At 38.6% G+C, this 17,238-nt stretch carries 16 protein-coding genes; 5 read left to right on the forward strand and 11 right to left on the reverse strand.

What is annotated here, in order from left to right:
• Positions 1 to 278: 278 nt before the first annotated feature.
• Complete coding sequence (locus EPL02_RS06880) at positions 279 to 989, reverse strand: GntR family transcriptional regulator (RefSeq protein ID WP_094912827.1); 711 nt, start codon at positions 987 to 989, stop codon at positions 279 to 281.
• A gap of 216 nt (positions 990 to 1,205) precedes the next feature.
• Here EPL02_RS06880 and EPL02_RS06885 point away from each other — a divergent pair, with 216 nt between their 5' ends.
• Both EPL02_RS06885 and bglA read left to right on the forward strand, forming a co-directional pair.
• Positions 1,206 to 3,107: a beta-glucoside-specific PTS transporter subunit IIABC gene (locus EPL02_RS06885; RefSeq protein WP_131887355.1), complete on the forward strand. Its 1,902-nt coding sequence runs from the start codon at positions 1,206 to 1,208 to the stop codon at positions 3,105 to 3,107.
• Positions 3,108 to 3,120: 13 nt separating this feature from the next.
• A complete protein-coding gene (gene bglA / locus EPL02_RS06890) occupies positions 3,121 to 4,560 on the forward strand; it encodes a 6-phospho-beta-glucosidase BglA (protein WP_131887356.1) in 1,440 nt (479 codons plus the stop codon).
• 46 nt (positions 4,561 to 4,606) lie between these two features.
• On the opposite strand, the gene fabF is transcribed toward bglA, so the two are convergent.
• Complete coding sequence (fabF, locus tag EPL02_RS06895; RefSeq protein ID WP_094912830.1) at positions 4,607 to 5,848, reverse strand: beta-ketoacyl-ACP synthase II; 1,242 nt, start codon at positions 5,846 to 5,848, stop codon at positions 4,607 to 4,609.
• A 34-nt stretch (positions 5,849 to 5,882) separates the two neighbouring features.
• Positions 5,883 to 6,821 (reverse strand): beta-ketoacyl-ACP synthase III, encoded by a 939-nt coding sequence (locus EPL02_RS06900; protein ID WP_094912831.1) that lies wholly within the window; start codon positions 6,819 to 6,821, stop codon positions 5,883 to 5,885.
• A 276-nt stretch (positions 6,822 to 7,097) separates the two neighbouring features.
• Between EPL02_RS06900 and EPL02_RS06905 the strand changes: the two genes are divergently transcribed.
• On the forward strand, positions 7,098 to 7,289 hold the full coding sequence (locus EPL02_RS06905; protein WP_094912832.1) for a hypothetical protein: 192 nt from the start codon (positions 7,098 to 7,100) through the stop codon (positions 7,287 to 7,289).
• A gap of 17 nt (positions 7,290 to 7,306) precedes the next feature.
• Here the strand turns inward: EPL02_RS06905 and EPL02_RS06910 are convergent, their stop codons facing one another.
• From EPL02_RS06910 to EPL02_RS06920, 3 genes are all read right to left on the reverse strand, one after another.
• Entirely contained in the window at positions 7,307 to 7,498 is a 192-nt protein-coding gene (locus tag EPL02_RS06910; protein WP_179289286.1) for a ComZ family protein, read from the reverse strand.
• Positions 7,499 to 7,612: 114 nt separating this feature from the next.
• Positions 7,613 to 8,512 carry an NAD-dependent epimerase/dehydratase family protein gene (locus tag EPL02_RS06915; protein WP_256993398.1) on the reverse strand — a complete coding sequence of 300 codons (900 nt, stop codon included), beginning with the start codon at positions 8,510 to 8,512 and terminating at the stop codon, positions 7,613 to 7,615.
• A gap of 42 nt (positions 8,513 to 8,554) precedes the next feature.
• Complete coding sequence (locus EPL02_RS06920; protein WP_094912833.1) at positions 8,555 to 9,292, reverse strand: alpha/beta hydrolase; 738 nt, start codon at positions 9,290 to 9,292, stop codon at positions 8,555 to 8,557.
• A 247-nt stretch (positions 9,293 to 9,539) separates the two neighbouring features.
• Here EPL02_RS06920 and EPL02_RS06925 point away from each other — a divergent pair, with 247 nt between their 5' ends.
• Positions 9,540 to 9,728: a YjzD family protein gene (locus tag EPL02_RS06925; protein ID WP_094912834.1), complete on the forward strand. Its 189-nt coding sequence runs from the start codon at positions 9,540 to 9,542 to the stop codon at positions 9,726 to 9,728.
• Positions 9,729 to 9,758: 30 nt separating this feature from the next.
• Here EPL02_RS06925 and EPL02_RS06930 read toward each other — a convergent pair whose 3' ends face one another.
• Genes EPL02_RS06930 through EPL02_RS06945 form a run of 4 tightly spaced genes read right to left on the reverse strand, consistent with a single transcriptional unit; the run spans position 9,759 to position 15,597 of the window.
• On the reverse strand, positions 9,759 to 11,753 hold the full coding sequence (locus EPL02_RS06930; RefSeq protein ID WP_131887357.1) for a beta-galactosidase: 1,995 nt from the start codon (positions 11,751 to 11,753) through the stop codon (positions 9,759 to 9,761).
• A gap of 59 nt (positions 11,754 to 11,812) precedes the next feature.
• On the reverse strand, positions 11,813 to 13,348 hold the full coding sequence (gene galT, locus EPL02_RS06935; protein ID WP_131887358.1) for a UDP-glucose--hexose-1-phosphate uridylyltransferase: 1,536 nt from the start codon (positions 13,346 to 13,348) through the stop codon (positions 11,813 to 11,815).
• Positions 13,349 to 13,405: 57 nt separating this feature from the next.
• A complete protein-coding gene (gene galE, locus EPL02_RS06940; protein WP_131887359.1) occupies positions 13,406 to 14,404 on the reverse strand; it encodes a UDP-glucose 4-epimerase GalE in 999 nt (332 codons plus the stop codon).
• 14 nt (positions 14,405 to 14,418) lie between these two features.
• Entirely contained in the window at positions 14,419 to 15,597 is a 1,179-nt protein-coding gene (locus tag EPL02_RS06945) for a galactokinase (RefSeq protein ID WP_131887360.1), read from the reverse strand.
• 323 nt (positions 15,598 to 15,920) lie between these two features.
• Between EPL02_RS06945 and EPL02_RS06950 the strand changes: the two genes are divergently transcribed.
• Entirely contained in the window at positions 15,921 to 16,814 is an 894-nt protein-coding gene (locus EPL02_RS06950) for an AraC family transcriptional regulator (RefSeq protein WP_131887361.1), read from the forward strand.
• Between the two features lie 61 nt (positions 16,815 to 16,875).
• Here EPL02_RS06950 and EPL02_RS06955 read toward each other — a convergent pair whose 3' ends face one another.
• Complete coding sequence (locus EPL02_RS06955) at positions 16,876 to 17,118, reverse strand: hypothetical protein (protein ID WP_025908171.1); 243 nt, start codon at positions 17,116 to 17,118, stop codon at positions 16,876 to 16,878.
• Between the last annotated feature and the right edge of the window lie 120 nt (positions 17,119 to 17,238).

Below are 17,238 nucleotides of genomic sequence, written 5' to 3' on the forward strand. Positions count from 1 at the left end.
ATGTAGTAGACGTTTTTTTGGTTTCTATATTTAAGCATAAAAAAGAAGCTGGGATATAACAAAACAAATCTTCAACCAGACGAAGACTCCCTTTTCTCACTTCTTTACGTTGTCAGAACATGTTTGTTTCATTGCGCTACGGCCGCTCGCTTCATTCCTCTGTGTTTCCAAAATCATTTTCACAACCAATAAAAAACCTAAACGAATAAAAGTGAGAAACTCTCAATCGCTTAGGTTTATCATTAGCTGAATTACTTATGTACCAGCCTCTTTTCATCTTAAAAAATATGAGTAGTTGCTTGAATAAAGAACTGGGATTGCTGATAGTTATACGTTACCTTTGAAAAATCGAAAGGCTGACCATTTGCTAAATGAAACACAGTTTCAATAGACATTGCGGGATCATCCTTGTAAAGTTTTAAATGATGAGCTACCTCTTCTGTTAGCTTCCCAACATGCACGTACAAATCTGAAAATCCAATCCTTAATCCCAATGCTTCTTGAAGATAGTTAAAAATAGACTCTGATACAATCTCTTTATTCAAATATGTAACAATGTTTTTATTATAAAAAGACTCTTCCAAACATAACGCTTGCCCATTGATATAACGAATTCGCTTGATATAGTAAACATCTTCCTCTACATCAATATTTAAGTTAAGTGCTACCTCTTGAGTTGGTTTTCTTACTTCTAACTCCAAGACTTCAGATGTTAAACGAAAACCTTCTAATTCACTTGTAAACCCTTGATTTGAAAGCAAACTAATATAGCCTTTTCGTCTATGTCTTCTTACAAAAATACCGCTCCCTCGAACTTGAAACACAACGCCTTTTTTCTCTAATAAATCCAATGCTTTAGTAATTGTGCTCTTGCTAACGGTAAACTTTGTCATTAAATCTTCTAATACCGGCAGCTTATCTCCCTGTTGAAGCTTATTCTCTTCAATATACTTTTCAATGTGAATTGCAATTTGTTGATACTTAACCATACAACATTCCTCTTTAACTTAGACTATTTTCCACAAGCTTTAGTAAAGTTCTTACCCAAAATATTTTTTCTAAATTTATTGTACGACAATTATATCATAAAAGAAAAAAGAATTACTCCACCCATTATATATATACAATATAATTATTTATTTATTGATAAATTGTATCGATACAATTATAATGTAAGCGTATACTAAATCGAAAGGGAGATTTATATGGGGGGAAAAATAAGAGATTACCGTAAGCTTGCAGGAGATATTGTGGAAGCAGTTGGTGGTGAAGATAACATCATTAGCGCGACTCGCTGCGCAACTCGGCTTCGAATTGTATTAAAACGATCGCAATCAGATGCTAAGCGTAAGGTTGCTGCAATGCCTGGCGTTATTACAGTCGTTGAAAACAGCGGACAATTTCAAGTGGTTATTGGTCAACACGTCGGGGAAGTATATGACGAATTTATCGGCTTAGTCAATATTGAAACAAATGAAGAATCTCAGGAGAATAAAGGAACTATTTTAAACCGAATTATTGCGACTATGTCCGCAGTATTCGCACCTTTTATTTATATTTTGGCTGCTGCGGGTATTTTGCAAGGGACGCTTATTTTAGTTAACTTGGCTTGGGAAAGCTTTGCCGCGACCGGGACTTACCAAGTATTGAGCTTTTTATCTTGGGCCCCATTCACTTTTCTACCAATCTTTATTGCCATTACCGCATCCAAGCATTTTAAAACAAACATGTATATTGCAGTTGCTTGTTGCGCTGCGCTCGTTAGTCCGACATGGGCAGAAATGGCAGCAAGCATCGCAGACGGGAATACTATTACGTTTTTAAATTTACCTTTAACAGAAACTGTGTATACGTCTTCTGTTTTACCACCGTTATTTTTAGTTTGGATTTTGTCTTATGTTGAGAAGTTCTTAAATAAGCAAATTAACGTTATCGTTCGACCATTATTTGTACCATTGCTGTGCATGGTCATCATGGTTCCTCTAACAATCTTGTTAATTGGTCCAGCTTCAACAATGGGAGCTAATGGAATTGCAAACGGATACAACTTTTTAGCAGAAAATGTCCCTGCTTTAGCCGGAGCAATTATCGGAGGTTTTTGGCAAGCAATCGTTATTTTTGGCGTCCATTGGGGTGTAACGCCAATGGTGCTGGCTAACTTCGATCAATACGGCAGAGATTCTTTCCAAGCATATCAAACCATTGCGGTTATTGCTCAGGTTGGTGCTGTACTTGGGGTATTCTTAAAAGCAAAAAGTCAGGAAGTGAAAAAAGTAGGTGTCTCTGCTGGCATTACAGGTATTTTTGGTATCACAGAGCCGGCCATTTATGGAGTTAACCTTCGCTTTAAAAAGCCATTTATTTTTGGATGCTTATCAGGTGCGACCGGAGCGGTTGTAGCAAGCTTTTTTAATCCATATTATTTTGCATATGCAGGTTTACCAGGTCCTCTAACACTTGTAAATGGTATCAGTTCAGACTACCCAAGTTCCATTTGGGGAATTTTAATTGGAAGTGCTATCGCAATTATTATGCCAATTGTTCTTATTCAAATTTTTGGTTTTGGTGAAGATACTGCAACAGACGGTGCGGACAGCAATGCTATTGAAAATCAAGAGGTAGCAGCCGCTTCAGACAGTCAAACAATGAATAAAGATGAAGAAATGACGAGCCCAATGACCGGAAAAGTCATTCCTTTATCACAAGTTCCTGACGAAGTATTCAGCTCTGGTGCCATGGGTGAAGGAATAGCAATTGAACCTTCTGATAACAAACTTGTTGCTCCATTTGACGGTGCTGTTATCATGATTGCACCATCAAAGCACGCTATAGGCCTTCGTTCAGACAGCGGTATTGAACTTTTGATTCATATCGGTCTAGATACTGTAACCCTAGACGGACAACCGTTTACTTTACATGTTAAAGATGGAGATAAAGTAAAAAAGGGCGATTTAATAGCTGAATTTGACCTTGAATCTATTAAACAAGCAAACTTAAAAACGATTACGCCAATCATTATTACAAATTCACATGCTTATAAAAAAGTCATTGCTGAAGATGTTCAATCCAGCACAGTAACAACAAACCTATTTACCATTGTGAAATAAGGAGGAAATAACAATGAAGAACATGCCAAAGAACTTTTTATGGGGAGGCGCTTTAGCTGCGCATCAATTTGAAGGTGGGTGGAACGCCGGAGGCAAAGGACCGAGCGTTGTGGATGTCTTAACAGCGGGCGCACATGGCGTACCGCGTCGAATTACTGACAAAGTTGAAGAAAATGAGTTTTATCCAAATCATGAAGCGATTGATTTTTACCATCGTTACAAAGAAGATATCGCTTTATTTGCTGAAATGGGCTTAAAATGCCTTCGCACATCAATTGGATGGAGTCGCATCTTCCCTCGTGGTGATGAAGAAGAGCCAAATGAAGAAGGATTAGCATTTTATGATAACGTTTTTGATGAACTACTAAAACACGGTATTGAACCTGTTATCACTCTATCTCATTTCGAAATGCCACTTCATTTAGCGCGAGAATACGGCGGATTCCGCAGCAGAAAAGTAGTTGACCATTTTGCTAAATTCGCAGAAGTATGCTTCAAACGTTATGAACATAAAGTGAAGTATTGGATGACTTTTAATGAAATCAACAACAAAATGGACGTGAATAACCCCCTATTTTTATGGACGAATTCAGGAGTAATCGTTAAAGAAGGAGAAAACGCAAAAGAAATTATGTATCAAGCTGGACACCATGAGCTATTAGCTAGTGCTTTAGCTGTGGCAAAAGGAAAAGAAATCAATCCTGAATTCCAAATTGGTGCCATGGTTTCACATGTTCCTATCTACCCTTATTCTTCTAATCCAGAAGATGTAATGTTAGCTGAAGAAGAAATGAGACAGCGCTACTTCTTCCCAGATGTTCAAGTTCGCGGTTATTATCCAAGCTATGCTTTAAAAGAATTCGAAAGAGAAGGCTATCATATTCCATTTGAAGACGGAGATTCAGAGATTTTAAAGAACGGTAAAGTTGATTATCTAGGATTTAGCTACTATATGTCTACCACTGTAAAAAGTGATGTTCAAAACGACAATACTGGTGACGTTGTGAACGGTGGATTACCGAACAGCGTTGAAAATCCATACATCGAGTCAAGTGACTGGGGCTGGGCAATTGATCCTACTGGCTTAAGATATACGTTAAACCGCTTTTATGATCGTTACCAAATCCCATTATTCATTGTCGAAAATGGCTTTGGCGCTATCGATACGCTAGAAGAAGATGGATCAATTCATGACGCTCAGCGAATTGATTATTTAAAATCTCATATTGAAGCTCTTGAAAAAGCCGTTACGTATGATGGAGTGGACTTACTTGGATATACACCTTGGGGAATTATTGATATCGTGTCCTTTACAACAGGCGAAATGAAAAAGCGCTACGGTATGATTTATGTCGATCGTGACAATGACGGAAATGGCTCAATGAAACGTTTAAAAAAAGATTCATTCAACTGGTATAAGCAAGTTATCCAAACAAATGGTGAACAGCTATAAGAATGGACATAGAAAAACACAGCGGCTAAGCCGCTGTGTTTTTTAATTAAGCTTCATATTTTTTAAAGATAATTGTTGCGTTGTGACCGCCAAAGCCTAAAGAGTTACTTAATACTGCCTTAACTTCTTGCTTTCTAGCTTTATTTGGAACATAGTCTAAATCGCACTCTTCATCAGGCGTTACATAGTTGATTGTTGGTGGAATAATACCATCAGCAATTGCTTTTACGCTAAAGATTGCTTCGACACCACCAGCTGCCCCTAGCAAATGACCTGTCATTGATTTTGTCGAGCTGATTGCTACTGATTTAGCATACTCTCCAAACACTTCTTTAATCGCCATTGTTTCAAACTTGTCGTTGTACTCAGTGCTTGTACCGTGAGCATTGATGTAGCTGATATCTTGTGGTTCAAGACCTGCATCAGAGATGGCTTTTTTCATCGCGCGAACGCCGCCTTCTCCTCCTGGAGCTGGCGCTGTGATATGATGCGCGTCGCCTGTAGAACCATAGCCAACAATTTCTGCATATATGCGTGCACCGCGTGCTAGCGCATGTTCAAGCTCTTCCAATACAACAATTCCTGCACCTTCACCCATGATAAAGCCATCACGGTCTTTATCAAAAGGACGACAAGCTTTTTCTGGATCTGGATTAGTGGATAGCGCTTTGTTTGCACAGAAACCAGCGATTGACAGCTTTGTGATTGGCGCTTCTGTTCCGCCCGTAATCATCACATCAGCATCTCCGCGCTGAATAACTTTAAACGCATCTCCGATTGAGTTTGTACCAGTTGCACATGCCGTCACGGTACAAGAGTTTACGCCTTTTGCACCTAGAGCAATCGATACTTGACCAGTAGCCATATCCGGAATCATCATTGGAATAAAGAATGGGCTTACGCGACGCTGACCTTTTGAAAGCAATGTTTCAAACTGGTTTTCGAACGTTTCCATTCCACCAATTCCAGACCCGATCCAGACTCCTACGTTTGGTGCGATTTCATCTGTGATGTTTAAGTCCGCATCTTTAACTGCCATTAGAGACGCTGCTAATGCATACTGCGTAAAGCGGTCCATTTTGCGTGCATCTTTTTTATCGATAAACTCCTCAACATTAAAATCTTTTAATTCCGCAGCTACTTTGGCAGGAAATTCTTCTGGATTTAAGCGAGTTAATGGACCGATACCTGATACACCTGCAACTGCATTTTCCCAAGTTGTGTCCACGTTATTTCCTAATGGCGTTACCGCTCCAAGACCTGTTACAACAACACGTTTATTACTCATGTTAGCTTCATCTCCTTCAAAAAATTATCTACAATTATCTTCCCCATCTAATTGCGATTGCCCCCCATGTAAGGCCACCGCCAAAACCTACCATTACAAGTAGATCATCATCTTTAATTTTACCTTGCTCCAACTCATGCACAATTGAAATCGGAATTGACGCAGCAGATGTATTTCCGTAGTACTGAATCGTTTTTGACATCTTTTCTTCTGGTAAATCTAATCGCTGCCTTGATGCTTCCATAATACGAATGTTCGCTTGGTGTGGAATTAAGAAATCCACATCTTCTTTTGATAACCCAGCTTTATCAAGAACATTAATAGCTGATTCACCCATTTGACGTACCGCAAATTTAAATACTTCTCGGCCGTTCATGATGATGTGATCATGTTCATTTTGATATAGGTGCTTTCCACCTGTACCATCTGAACCTAGTTCAAATGATAGAATGCCTCGACCTTCTGATACAGGTCCAACAACAACCGCGCCAGCACCGTCACCAAATAACACGGCAGTATTACGATCGTTCCAGTCTGTAATCTTTGAAAGTTTTTCAACACCAACCACTAAGACATTTTTATAAGCATTCGTTTCAATGAACTGTTTTGCAGTAATGACGCCATACATAAAGCCCGCACATGCTGCGCTCACATCATAAGCTGCTGCTTTTTTCGCTCCTAGCTTTTCTTGTAACATACAAGAAACGGTTGGAAACGGTTGGTCTGGTGTTACCGTTGCGACGATGATCATATCAAGATCTTCAGCTGATATATTTGCATCTTCTAGTGCGTTCACTGCCGCTTTATACGCTAAATCAGATGTATCTTCATTGTCTGCAGCGATTCGTCTTTCCTGAATACCCGTTCTTGTACGAATCCACTCATCTGAAGTATCAACCATTTTTTCAAGGTCAAAGTTTGTTAAAATTTTTTCTGGTACATAGCGTCCAATTCCAATTACACCAGCGTTCATACTCTTCACTCCTTTTATAGAAGATGTGGGAACTACACACCTTAACGACTGCCTTTATGGAACAAAGCAGCCTCTTTTTGATCAATCCTCGCTACTAAGATGATCGTTTCTATATCTTTTACAGTTTATATAATCAAATATTATGAGTTGGTACTAATTTTACTTTATTTTTTATTTTTTGTCTATATAGGTGTTTGTCCTAGTCGAATTTAATCGCTTCTACATATAGTGTTTATACGCAATGTTTTTACTCTTACCAAGAAAGGATGAGCCAACATGGCGCGCAGACGCTCACCTGACTTTTTCTCACAAGTGATGTTTGGTCGTTCTCCTAAGCAAGAGGAAGAAAAAGTAGACTGGGAATCCTTGCTTGCTCAAATCGATGAGATTATCGTTTCAATCGATGAATTAGCTCCGCTGCTTCTGGAGCTTTCTCCACTGCTTGATCGCTTCCTCGACAAAAAATAACAGTCCACTCTGGACTGTTATTTTTCATTCTGTTCTTTTAACGCGTCTTCTTTACCAAGTTCATAAGCATCGTTCATTACTTTTGTTAGAAGCCCCAGAACTGGTTGAACGTGCTCCATAGATAGTTCTACGCCTGTTTGATCTAAAATCTCTTTTGCTTCTGGTAAATACTTCATTGCGATTTGCATAAACTGCATTTGTTGTTCCATTATTCTTTCTCCTTCATATAAAAATCTATTCTTTCGTTTCACATTTTATATTAGCGATTATTATGCAAAAGCACAACCAGTACAGCTTCTCCTTTTACTCACTCATGAACATCTTTAAAAGAATGTTCTCATATGCCTTCTTTGAGCGCGAATTCCCTCTTTTAAAGTTGTTTTTGTTTCATAGTTTAAAAGTGTTTTTGCTTTTTTACTATACTCGTAAACTTCGTGTCGATTATTTTCCTCCACGTAGTCTTTATTCAGCAACTGTGCACCATGCTCCCATTTTTCTATTTTGGGGTCAAGTAAGTGAATTACTTCATTTCCATTTGTTTTTTCTTCTTTACATTTTAAAAAGGCGGGTACAACATCTTCAATATACGCAATATAGTCGGTACCTTCTCTTATATCCGCTGGCTTTTGGTTACTTAATAGCTGTGAATAATACATGGAAAGCGGCTGCCATGGGCCATACAAGCTGGGGATTCGGACAATAATGCACGTTAACCCCTTGTCTCGATACTTATTAATAAGCTGCTCAAACTGGAGAAAGAGGCGCCCTTCACTATTGTCAGGTTCAGGTTTTGTTTCTTCTCTTACCTTTAACTGTTTTTTTCCAAATACGCGTAAAGATGATGTCAAGATTAGCTTAGTATGAGTTTGAATGCACTTTTTTACTACATCACGCAGCGTTTGATATGCATTGTTCATCTCTTCTCGTAAAAAATCATCATGATAAAAATCGCCACCGTCAAAGTATGCAAAGTATACAGCATCTGTTTCGAATGTAATCATATCTAGAACATCATGATCTGTTCGCTTTTCAAAATTAGCATTCCGTCCTAACAGCAACCCCATTTCATTTTGCAAACTTGTTTCAGAATTATGAGCTTTATGAACAGATCCACTCACTTCTTCTCCATTTTCTAACAGCGCCGTACAAAGATGGAACCCCAAAAAACGGTTCGCTCCTATCACTACACAATTCCCCATTTCTTCTCCCCCAGTCTTATTCATAAAAAAAAGCCCCTATGATATGTATAATCATAGGAGCTCTCCTTATAACACTTTTTCATTTAGTTTATAAAATTGTAAAAGCGAACGTTCAAACAGATATTTTTTTTCCATTAGATAAAGCGACAATGAAATCGGTGATTGTAAGCTTAGGCGGTGCTGCTCATACTGCTTGCTGTGAATAAGCGGATAGTGAGTCACTTCATTAGCAGTGGTCCAAATTTTCACAGGCAGTGTAGACGTTAGTTGTTCACATGTAGGATACTGAGCAATCATTTTCGCAACTTGTTTACGCTCTACATCATAGGCTAGCGTCATATCTCTTGTAAATTGCTTGTAAAAAAATTTATTCTGTTTCTCATGACTAGCATGCGTATGCAAATCAATACACGGATTCAAAAGAGCTACCGATCGAATAAACGTTTCTCCGCCTTCCATTAATTGCATGGCGAGCAGTGCCCCCATACCTTCTGCCAAAATGTGAATGCGTTTATTTAAGATTTCTTGTTTCATAATCAAGTGATATAACTGTTTGGCTAAGCGGTTTGCTTTCGGGCTGCCCCAATGGCGTCCGTATAAATTGGAATAAAAAACAGTATAGCCTTCATCTTGTAAATATTGCAGCAGTTGAGATCTGCCACCGTGCTGAATCCAAAGACTTGTAGAGCTTTCAACAAAGTGGTCTTTATCACCAAGTACTAACACACCGAAACCGTTCGGCTTTTCTGGTACATGTACGACATTCCATTGAGTATCTAGACTAAAAAAACGCCGATGCATCATGACTGATCCTCCGTATAAAAAGCTACTTTCCTTTCATACAGCTTATGATAAAGCGTCACAATGTGACCGATTCGAATGCCTATTTATTCATGAGTTTATCAATAAGGTATACACTTTTTTAAAATAAAAACGGGCTCTGTGTATAAACAAACTTAATAAAAAATACTATTCATAAAAAATTCAATTTCTTCTTTGTAAACGCTATGATAAAATAAAGTCAAACTGTACTGTGAATGGGGTGAAAGTTGTGCGCGTTATTGCTGCTTTATTTTGGGGATTTTTATTAATTAACATGTCTGTATACGTTATTTCTTCTATGTCTGGTCAAGCGTTTGATTTTGCAACCGCTTCGATTATCAGCGTGGTATTCACGTTGCTTGTTATTATACTTGGTGAAGCTGGTGTTCCAAACGAACCGGTTGAAAATCATCATTAAAAAACCGCTAGCAAAAGCTAGCGGTTTTTTTTATTCTTTGATTAACACTACTGCTTGAAGCGGCTTCAGCGGTAATTCACCTTTTACAAGCTCATTGGTTGCGGCTGCCTTCCATTTTCCATTCGGAAGCGCAACTGATGTTGTCTCTGTTGTTGAATGATTCAAGAAGCTATAGAATTGACCTCTTTTTACAACTTCAACTTCACCCTTGGTTTTAAATGTATCTACTTGTGCTTCAGCTAAGATATCATCATACAATCCGTCTAGCATAGCATCTTCAACGGCTGTACCGATATAATACACAGTTCCTTTTCCAAAGCTATTTTTTGTAATAGCTGCAGTACCTTCATAGAAACAATCTCTATACTCTGCCAGTACTTCAGCCGTTGTTGGTTCAATTAAATCACACCAAATTGTTGCTGTTGATGCTTGCCCTTTTATCGCACCTTTTGTACCTACAATCGTATTTTGCTGTGATGTTTGTAGAGATTCATATTCATGAATTTGAATACCCGTAAACTCCGATAATGCACCGGGAAGCGTTTGTCCTGTGACAAAATTATTTTCTTCTTTTACACCTGCACGGTATGATAAAATAGCTGTTCCGCCATTTGAGACAAACTGTTGTAGCTTCTCCGTAAACTCACTATTTGTTAAAAAGTAAATCGGCACGATAACCACTTTGTAGCGCGCTAAGTCATCTGCAGCGGTAACCAAGTCCGTTAATACGTTTGCACTATGCACCGGGCGATAGAAACGCAGAAACTCTTGCTTATAAGCAAATGCATCACTTTGAGGCTGAATTCCCCACGCCCATGCATTCTCAATATCATAGTAAGCTGCTACTTCCGCTTCATATGGAGCATTAATCCACTCATCACCAAACGTTTTTAGTTCTTGAATAACTTCTTTTACTTCCTCGTACTTGCGCTTTGGTAGTCCATCATGATCTAAAATGCCGTGACAAAATTCTTCTGTACCAAACTGCGCTGCGCGCCAGCGGAAATAAACAATTGCTTCTGCGCCTCGAGAAATAGCTTGGTACGTCCACAACTTAATATGACCCGGACGCGGTAAGTAGCCAATACGACTCCATCCTTGCGCTCCCGATAGTTCTTCCATTACCCAAAAGTTTTTCCCACCTTTTGCAGATCGACAAAGATCATGCTGTTGAGCAATCGCTGCTGGCTTAATTGGCTCAGCTAACCCGCCCCAGACAGGATAATTATCAAACGAGACAAAATCTAAATCCTTTGACATATCCCATTGATTAATGGCTTGATCTGTAAATACAAAGTTATGTGTAATAAATTGATCTTTACGAACAATAGAACGTAAGATATCAACTTGAAGTTTATTATAAGCAGTATAAGCATCTGCGCAGAATCGGTCAAAATCTAAAAGAAGACTCGGATTATGCTCTTGATAAACTTTACGCGGGGTTGGAATTTGTGCCCAGTCCGTATACGTTTGACTCCAAAATACCGTTCCCCATTTCTCGTTTAATTGATCAAGCGACTGGTACTTCTTTTGTAACCAGCGCTGAAACGCAACTCGGTCAAGCTCTCCATAGCTACGATCTGACTTCTCATGACCATATTCGTTGTCTACCTGCCAACCAATGACGTCACGGTGCTGACCATATTTTTCTGCCATTTTTGTTACGATTTTTTTCGTAAACTGATGGTATTTTTCACTATTAACCGTGTAATGTCTACGCGCTCCAAACGAGATCGTTACTCCATTTTCATCAACCGGTAAAATTTCTGGATAGTTGTGAATCATCCAAGCTGGTGGAGTAGCAGTTGGTGTACCAAGCACTACTTTGATTCCGTTACTTGTTAATAGTTCAATGGCTTCATCATATAGTGAAAAGTCGTATACTCCTTCTTTGGGCTCCATTAACTGCCAACCAAATTCAGCAATACGTACAACATTAATACCTAGCTCCTTCATTAAGCGTACGTCCTCTGCCCATCTTGTTTTAGGCCATTGTTCTGGATAATAGTCAACACCAATATACATATCTTTCAGTCTCCCTTTAGCTGTTTATTTATCACATGAATATAAGAATGTTTTCTAGGTTATTCGCTACGCGCCGTTTGTTTTTGTAGCTGTTTTGTAAATTGATGAAAAGCTTCTTTCCCCTGCTCGTCTCGCTTGAACACACCAGCATGCTCTAAAATCGTCATAAACGTGGTACCAAGCTCCTTACGAATAATTTGCTGAACAGTTTCTTTAGTAAAATCCTCATAGCTTTCGCGGAGCTTTTTCATCCATGCTTCATGCTTTTGAATATGCGCATGTTCATCTCGAATCGCACAATCTCCATTAATCAAGTATTCACTGACTAGACGCATTTCTTCTTGTAAGCGCCCCGGTAATACTGCAAGCCCCATCACTTCAATCAGTCCAATGTTTTCTTTTTTGATGTGGTGGACTTCTTTATGAGGATGGTAAATGCCATCGGGATGCTCACCACTCGTTCGGTTATTTCGAAGCACAAGGTCTAGCTCAAATAGCTGTTCTCTGCGCCTTGCAATTGGCGTCACCGTATTGTGTGGCGTATCACCTGTAAAAGCATGAATCCCAACGCTTTCATCACTGTACTGCTGCCATGTTTTGTATACATGATTAGCGCATTCTACTAGTTCATTTTTATCCGTGCTCTGCAAGCGGATAACGGACATCGGCCACCTTACAATCCCCGCTTGAACTGTTGGATAATCTTCCATTGTAAAAGTTGCTTCTACTTTTGCTTTAGCCATTGGAAATTCATGATTTCCACCTTGAAAATGATCGTGAGTTAAGATGGATCCTCCTACAATTGGCAAATCTGCATTTGATCCCAAAAAGTAATGCGGAAATTGATCCGTAAATGACAGCAGGCGTTCAAACGTAGCCGCTGAAATCTTCATTGGCGTATGTTCACCTGAAAAGACAATGGCATGCTCATGATAATAAACATAAGGTGAAAACTGCAGGTACCACTGTTCTTCTGCAAGTTCAACAGGGATGATGCGATGATTTTGCCTAGCTGGATGATTAACACGTCCGGCATAGCCTGCATTCTCTTTGCAAAGCAGACAGTTTGGATACGAGCTCTCCTTCAGTGTCTTGCTTGCAGCAATTGCTTTTGGGTCTTTCTCTGGTTTTGACAGATTAATTGTAATCTCTAACTGGCCATACGGTGTATCAGTCAGCCACCCTTCATTTTTAGCAATTCGATCTGTTCGAATATAGTGAACATCTTTTGAGTATTGATAAAAATTTTGCGTAGCTTGCTGAGCACCCTCTTGTTGGAATGTTTGATAAAAACGACGATTAACCTCAGATGGAAGTGGGACAAAACTGCCCATGATTTTCGTATCCAGTAAATCTCGGTAAGTGATGGTATTTTCTATTAGATTGTGTTCAGCCGCCCAATCAAGCATTTTCTCTAAAATATCAACCGGATTTTCATAGATTTCTTGATCAACAGCTGCTGGAATATATTCATCGAGCTGCAGTGTCTCTAATAGCCTATTCCGAACAACATCAACGTCCCATACTGTTATAAGCTCTTTTTGCAATCCGTATTGAATAAGTCTTTGAATTTGTTCATGAATGTTGACTGACATACAATCTTCCTTTCTTCTCGTTCCGTAATCTATCGATAAGCTATTTTCTCACAGCTTTTATCGTTGAGGCTGTTTATATCCTTCTGGATGTGCTTGAAACCATTTCCATGCACTTTCAATCATTTGCTCCATTGATGTATAGCGTGGATTCCATCCTAATTCATCCATTGCTCTTTGAGAAGACGCTACCAGTTTGGCTGGGTCTCCCGCACGTCTTGGTGCAACAATAGCTGGAATGGAGTGATTCGTTACTTTACGCGCAGCATCAATTACTTCTTTAACCGTAAAACCATTTCCGTTCCCTAAGTTATAAGTACCGCTCGTATTGTCACGAGCTAACTTTTCAAGCGCTAATACATGCGCGTCAGCTAGATCTGTTACGTGAATATAATCTCGAATACACGTGCCGTCTTTTGTATCGTAATCATCACCGAAAATTGAGATATGCTCTCTCTTCCCAAGAGCTACTTGTAAAATAATTGGTATTAAGTGTGTTTCTGGCGTATGATCTTCCCCTAGCTTCCCATCCAAATGAGCACCTGCAACGTTAAAGTAGCGAAGAACAACATAACGAAGTCCATATGCTTTCTCTGACCATTTCAGCATTTTCTCAATCGCTAGTTTCGTTTCACCATAAGGGTTGGTTGGCTCTGTTGGATCATCTTCTAAAATTGGAAAATTCTTCGCTTCTCCATAGGTTGCAGCTGTGGATGAAAATACAATGTGCTTAACACCGTGTTTATTCATCACCTTTAACAAGCAAAGTGCACCGTACACATTGTTATCGTAATACGTTAAAGGGTCCGTTACGCTTTCTCCAACAAGCGAATCTGCTGCAAAATGTACAACGGATTCAATCTCATTTTCCTGAAAAACTTCATCTAAAAACTCGGTATCTCTTAAATCTCCAACATATAAACGTACACCTTCTAAAATCGCTTCTTTATGGCCTTTTTGAAGGTTATCAACAACGACTACGTCTTTCCCTTTATCCAATAACTCTGCTACTGTATGGCTACCGATATAACCAGCGCCTCCACATACTAATACAGCCATTCTTGCTCCTCCTTTTATACCGTTTCTAATGCTAATTCTCGTGCGCCTTCTCCGACTTCTACCACATAGAAATCTGCTTGTAAACCTGTTGCTTTTGTATAAACAGCACCTACTTCATCAATAAATGAATTCACCTTATCTTCTTTTACTATGCTAATTGTGCAACCCCCAAAACCTGCTCCTGTCATTCGAGAGCCGATTACACCTTCTTGAGCCCAGGCTGCTTCAACTAATGCATCCAATTCTTCCCCCGTAACTTCATAATCATCTCGCAATGAACGGTGAGATTCATTCATTAATAAACCTAACCCCTGCAAGTCGCCGTTGTTCAGTTTTACCACAGCTTCTTTTGTTCGTTCATTCTCATAAACTGCATGTTTTGCTCGCTTTTGATTCGTCGGGTTCTTAATCAAATGTTTTAACTGCTCAAACTGTACTTTCGTTAAATCTCCTAATGATTCAAGTTCATAACCGCTTTTTAAATCTGCTAATGCTTGATCACATTCAGATCGACGCTCATTATATTTCGAATCTGCTAATCCTCTTCGCTTGTTTGTGTTTGCAATTACTAACACTGCATTTTCTAGCTGGAGCGGACTGTACGTGTAGTCAAGAGTTTGACAGTTTAAAAGAATTGCCTTGTCTGCTTTTCCCATTCCAATTGCAAATTGATCCATGATTCCACAGCTGACGCCAATAAATTCATTTTCCGCTTGTTGTGATATCTTAACCATTTCAACCATATCAATATCTAAATCTTCTAATTGATTTAATAAAACAGCTGTTGCTAATTCAATAGATGCTGAAGAGGAGAGCCCAGCACCATTTGGAATATTGCCATAGAATAACACGTCAAATCCATTTCTTAGTTGATGGCCATTTTTAATAAATGTACTGATTACCCCTTTTGGGTAATTAGCCCAATCATGTTGTTCTTCATATACAAGATTATCAAGGTTATATTCAATGACACCTTTATGCTCAAAATTGGCCGAGTACATACGAATCTTCTGATCAGTTCGTTTGCACACAACTGCGTATGTTCCAATACTTAAAGCACATGGAAATACGTGCCCCCCGTTATAATCTGTATGTTCACCAATCAAATTGACACGTCCTGGCGCGAAGAAGCAGCGAACGTTTTCCGTTGTTTGAAAGATTTCCTGAAACTTTTTAATTAATTCACCCATCATGTCACATCACCTGTTTCTTTTTTATATCGTTATCTCTAAACTGTAAACGTATTCATGACTCTATTTTAAAAGCGTTAAGCCCGTTTTCTCAATGGTAAAAATAATCCCTGTAAACGGTAATTTCTTGCTAAGAAACAAACTAACATTCATGAACACCTTCTGCTAATAAAAACGGTGAATATCTGTCGATAATGTGAAGCTAGTTAAGACTATAAAAAGCCTTTTTTAATATTTTCATAAATAAAGTGAAATATATGTAGCAAAATGAAAACGATTACGTTAAAGTATAAATAACAATATTTTTTAAAAAAGAAGGTGAAAATTTGCTACCACAATTTCAAACAAAGGAATATGCCACCTATGCTTATCGTTTCTTTGAATCTCGTACTAGTGATGTTGCACAGCTATGGTCAGTAGGATGGGACGAGGTATACTCTCCTCTTTATAATTGGAGCGGGAAACAGCGAAAAGAAGTAGGAAAATATATTTTTCAATATACAGTGTCTGGATATGGAATGATTGAAGTTGACGGAACTCAATATAAGGTAGATGCAGGTAAAGCCTTTATTGTCAGCACGCCTGGCGACTATAGATATTATTTACCTAAAGAGAGTGAAAATTGGGAATTTATTTTTTTAACGTTGTATGGTGATGAGGTGAAAAAATGCTGGGATTACATCCAAACAAAGTTCCAGTCAGTCATCCGATTTCACCCTGAATCAGCACCGATACAACTTCTCGCTCAAATCTATAAGCGTGCAAGTGAAAAAAATATCACAGACCCATTTTATGCATCAAGCCTGTGTTATCGCTTTGTAATGGAGCTTTATCAATATGTAAAGAATATGGACTCTTTTACTGAAGACTGGCCTGAGAGCATTATTAGCTCTATCTTGTTTGCTAGAAACCATTACCATGAAGAGATTGGTCCAGATGAAATGGCGGAATCAGCAAATTTATCGCGTTATCATTTTAGCCGCTTATTTAAGCAAACAACGGGCTTAACTCCGATTCAATATTTAACAAAAATGCGGATTCAAAAAGCAGCTGAACTTTTGAACCAAACAAAATACTCAATTGAAGAGATTGCAGAAAACGTAGGCTATGCAAATGCAAATTATCTTACAAAGGTATTTAGAAAAACTACAAGCATGACGCCTGGACAGTATCGAAAGAGCAATTCATCAATTGATGAACTTTTTACTCTTCCAAAATAATCGTTTAAGCAAAAAAATCCCCCTTGTTGTCTAGGACTCTCGACAACAAGGGGGTTTTTATTTATTTTTCCGGTATCTCGACAACAACGGATCCATTTTCATAAATAAAAGTAAGCTTCTTACCCGGAATAATCATATTCTCTAAGATATCGCGTGCTGCTTGCAAAGCAATTTCTGTACGCTGTCTTTTTTCTTTTATTTCATCATCTGCTTCTTCAGTGCATTCAACGCTTCTAATTTGTTGAAGTGCTTGATCAATAAAGTCATATGCCTCATCATATACGCGCTCAACATGTTCTTTCATAAATTCAATCGATTCCTTTCTTTAACCTCTAATCGAATTACGCTTTGTGCTTATTATCTTAAAGGATAGTACTTCGTTCGACAATATGCAAGACAAGAAATATTCATTCCATATGTAAGA

It is taken from the genome of Bacillus sp. CBEL-1, from assembly GCF_004348885.1.
GTDB classification, from domain to species: Bacteria; Bacillota; Bacilli; order Bacillales; family Bacillaceae_H; genus Priestia; species Priestia aryabhattai_A.

Excerpts from the sequence above, each read along its gene's own strand:
- galE (WP_131887359.1), bottom strand. The coding sequence starts at position 14,404 with ATGGCTGTATTAGTATGTGGAGGCGCTGGTTATATCGGTAGCCATACA.
- EPL02_RS06885 (WP_131887355.1), top strand. The coding sequence starts at position 1,206 with ATGGGGGGAAAAATAAGAGATTACCGTAAGCTTGCAGGAGATATTGTG.
- EPL02_RS06920 (WP_094912833.1), bottom strand. The coding sequence starts at position 9,292 with ATGATGCATCGGCGTTTTTTTAGTCTAGATACTCAATGGAATGTCGTA.
- EPL02_RS06910 (WP_179289286.1), bottom strand. The coding sequence starts at position 7,498 with ATGGAACAACAAATGCAGTTTATGCAAATCGCAATGAAGTATTTACCA.
- bglA (WP_131887356.1), top strand. The coding sequence starts at position 3,121 with ATGAAGAACATGCCAAAGAACTTTTTATGGGGAGGCGCTTTAGCTGCG.
- EPL02_RS06930 (WP_131887357.1), bottom strand. The coding sequence starts at position 11,753 with ATGTATATTGGTGTTGACTATTATCCAGAACAATGGCCTAAAACAAGA.
- EPL02_RS06945 (WP_131887360.1), bottom strand. The coding sequence starts at position 15,597 with ATGATGGGTGAATTAATTAAAAAGTTTCAGGAAATCTTTCAAACAACG.
- EPL02_RS06905 (WP_094912832.1), top strand. The coding sequence starts at position 7,098 with ATGGCGCGCAGACGCTCACCTGACTTTTTCTCACAAGTGATGTTTGGT.
- EPL02_RS06900 (WP_094912831.1), bottom strand. The coding sequence starts at position 6,821 with ATGAACGCTGGTGTAATTGGAATTGGACGCTATGTACCAGAAAAAATT.
- galT (WP_131887358.1), bottom strand. The coding sequence starts at position 13,348 with ATGTCAGTCAACATTCATGAACAAATTCAAAGACTTATTCAATACGGA.
- EPL02_RS06880 (WP_094912827.1), bottom strand. The coding sequence starts at position 989 with ATGGTTAAGTATCAACAAATTGCAATTCACATTGAAAAGTATATTGAA.
- EPL02_RS06915 (WP_256993398.1), bottom strand. The coding sequence starts at position 8,512 with ATGAATAAGACTGGGGGAGAAGAAATGGGGAATTGTGTAGTGATAGGA.
- fabF (WP_094912830.1), bottom strand. The coding sequence starts at position 5,848 with ATGAGTAATAAACGTGTTGTTGTAACAGGTCTTGGAGCGGTAACGCCA.
- EPL02_RS06955 (WP_025908171.1), bottom strand. The coding sequence starts at position 17,118 with ATGAAAGAACATGTTGAGCGCGTATATGATGAGGCATATGACTTTATT.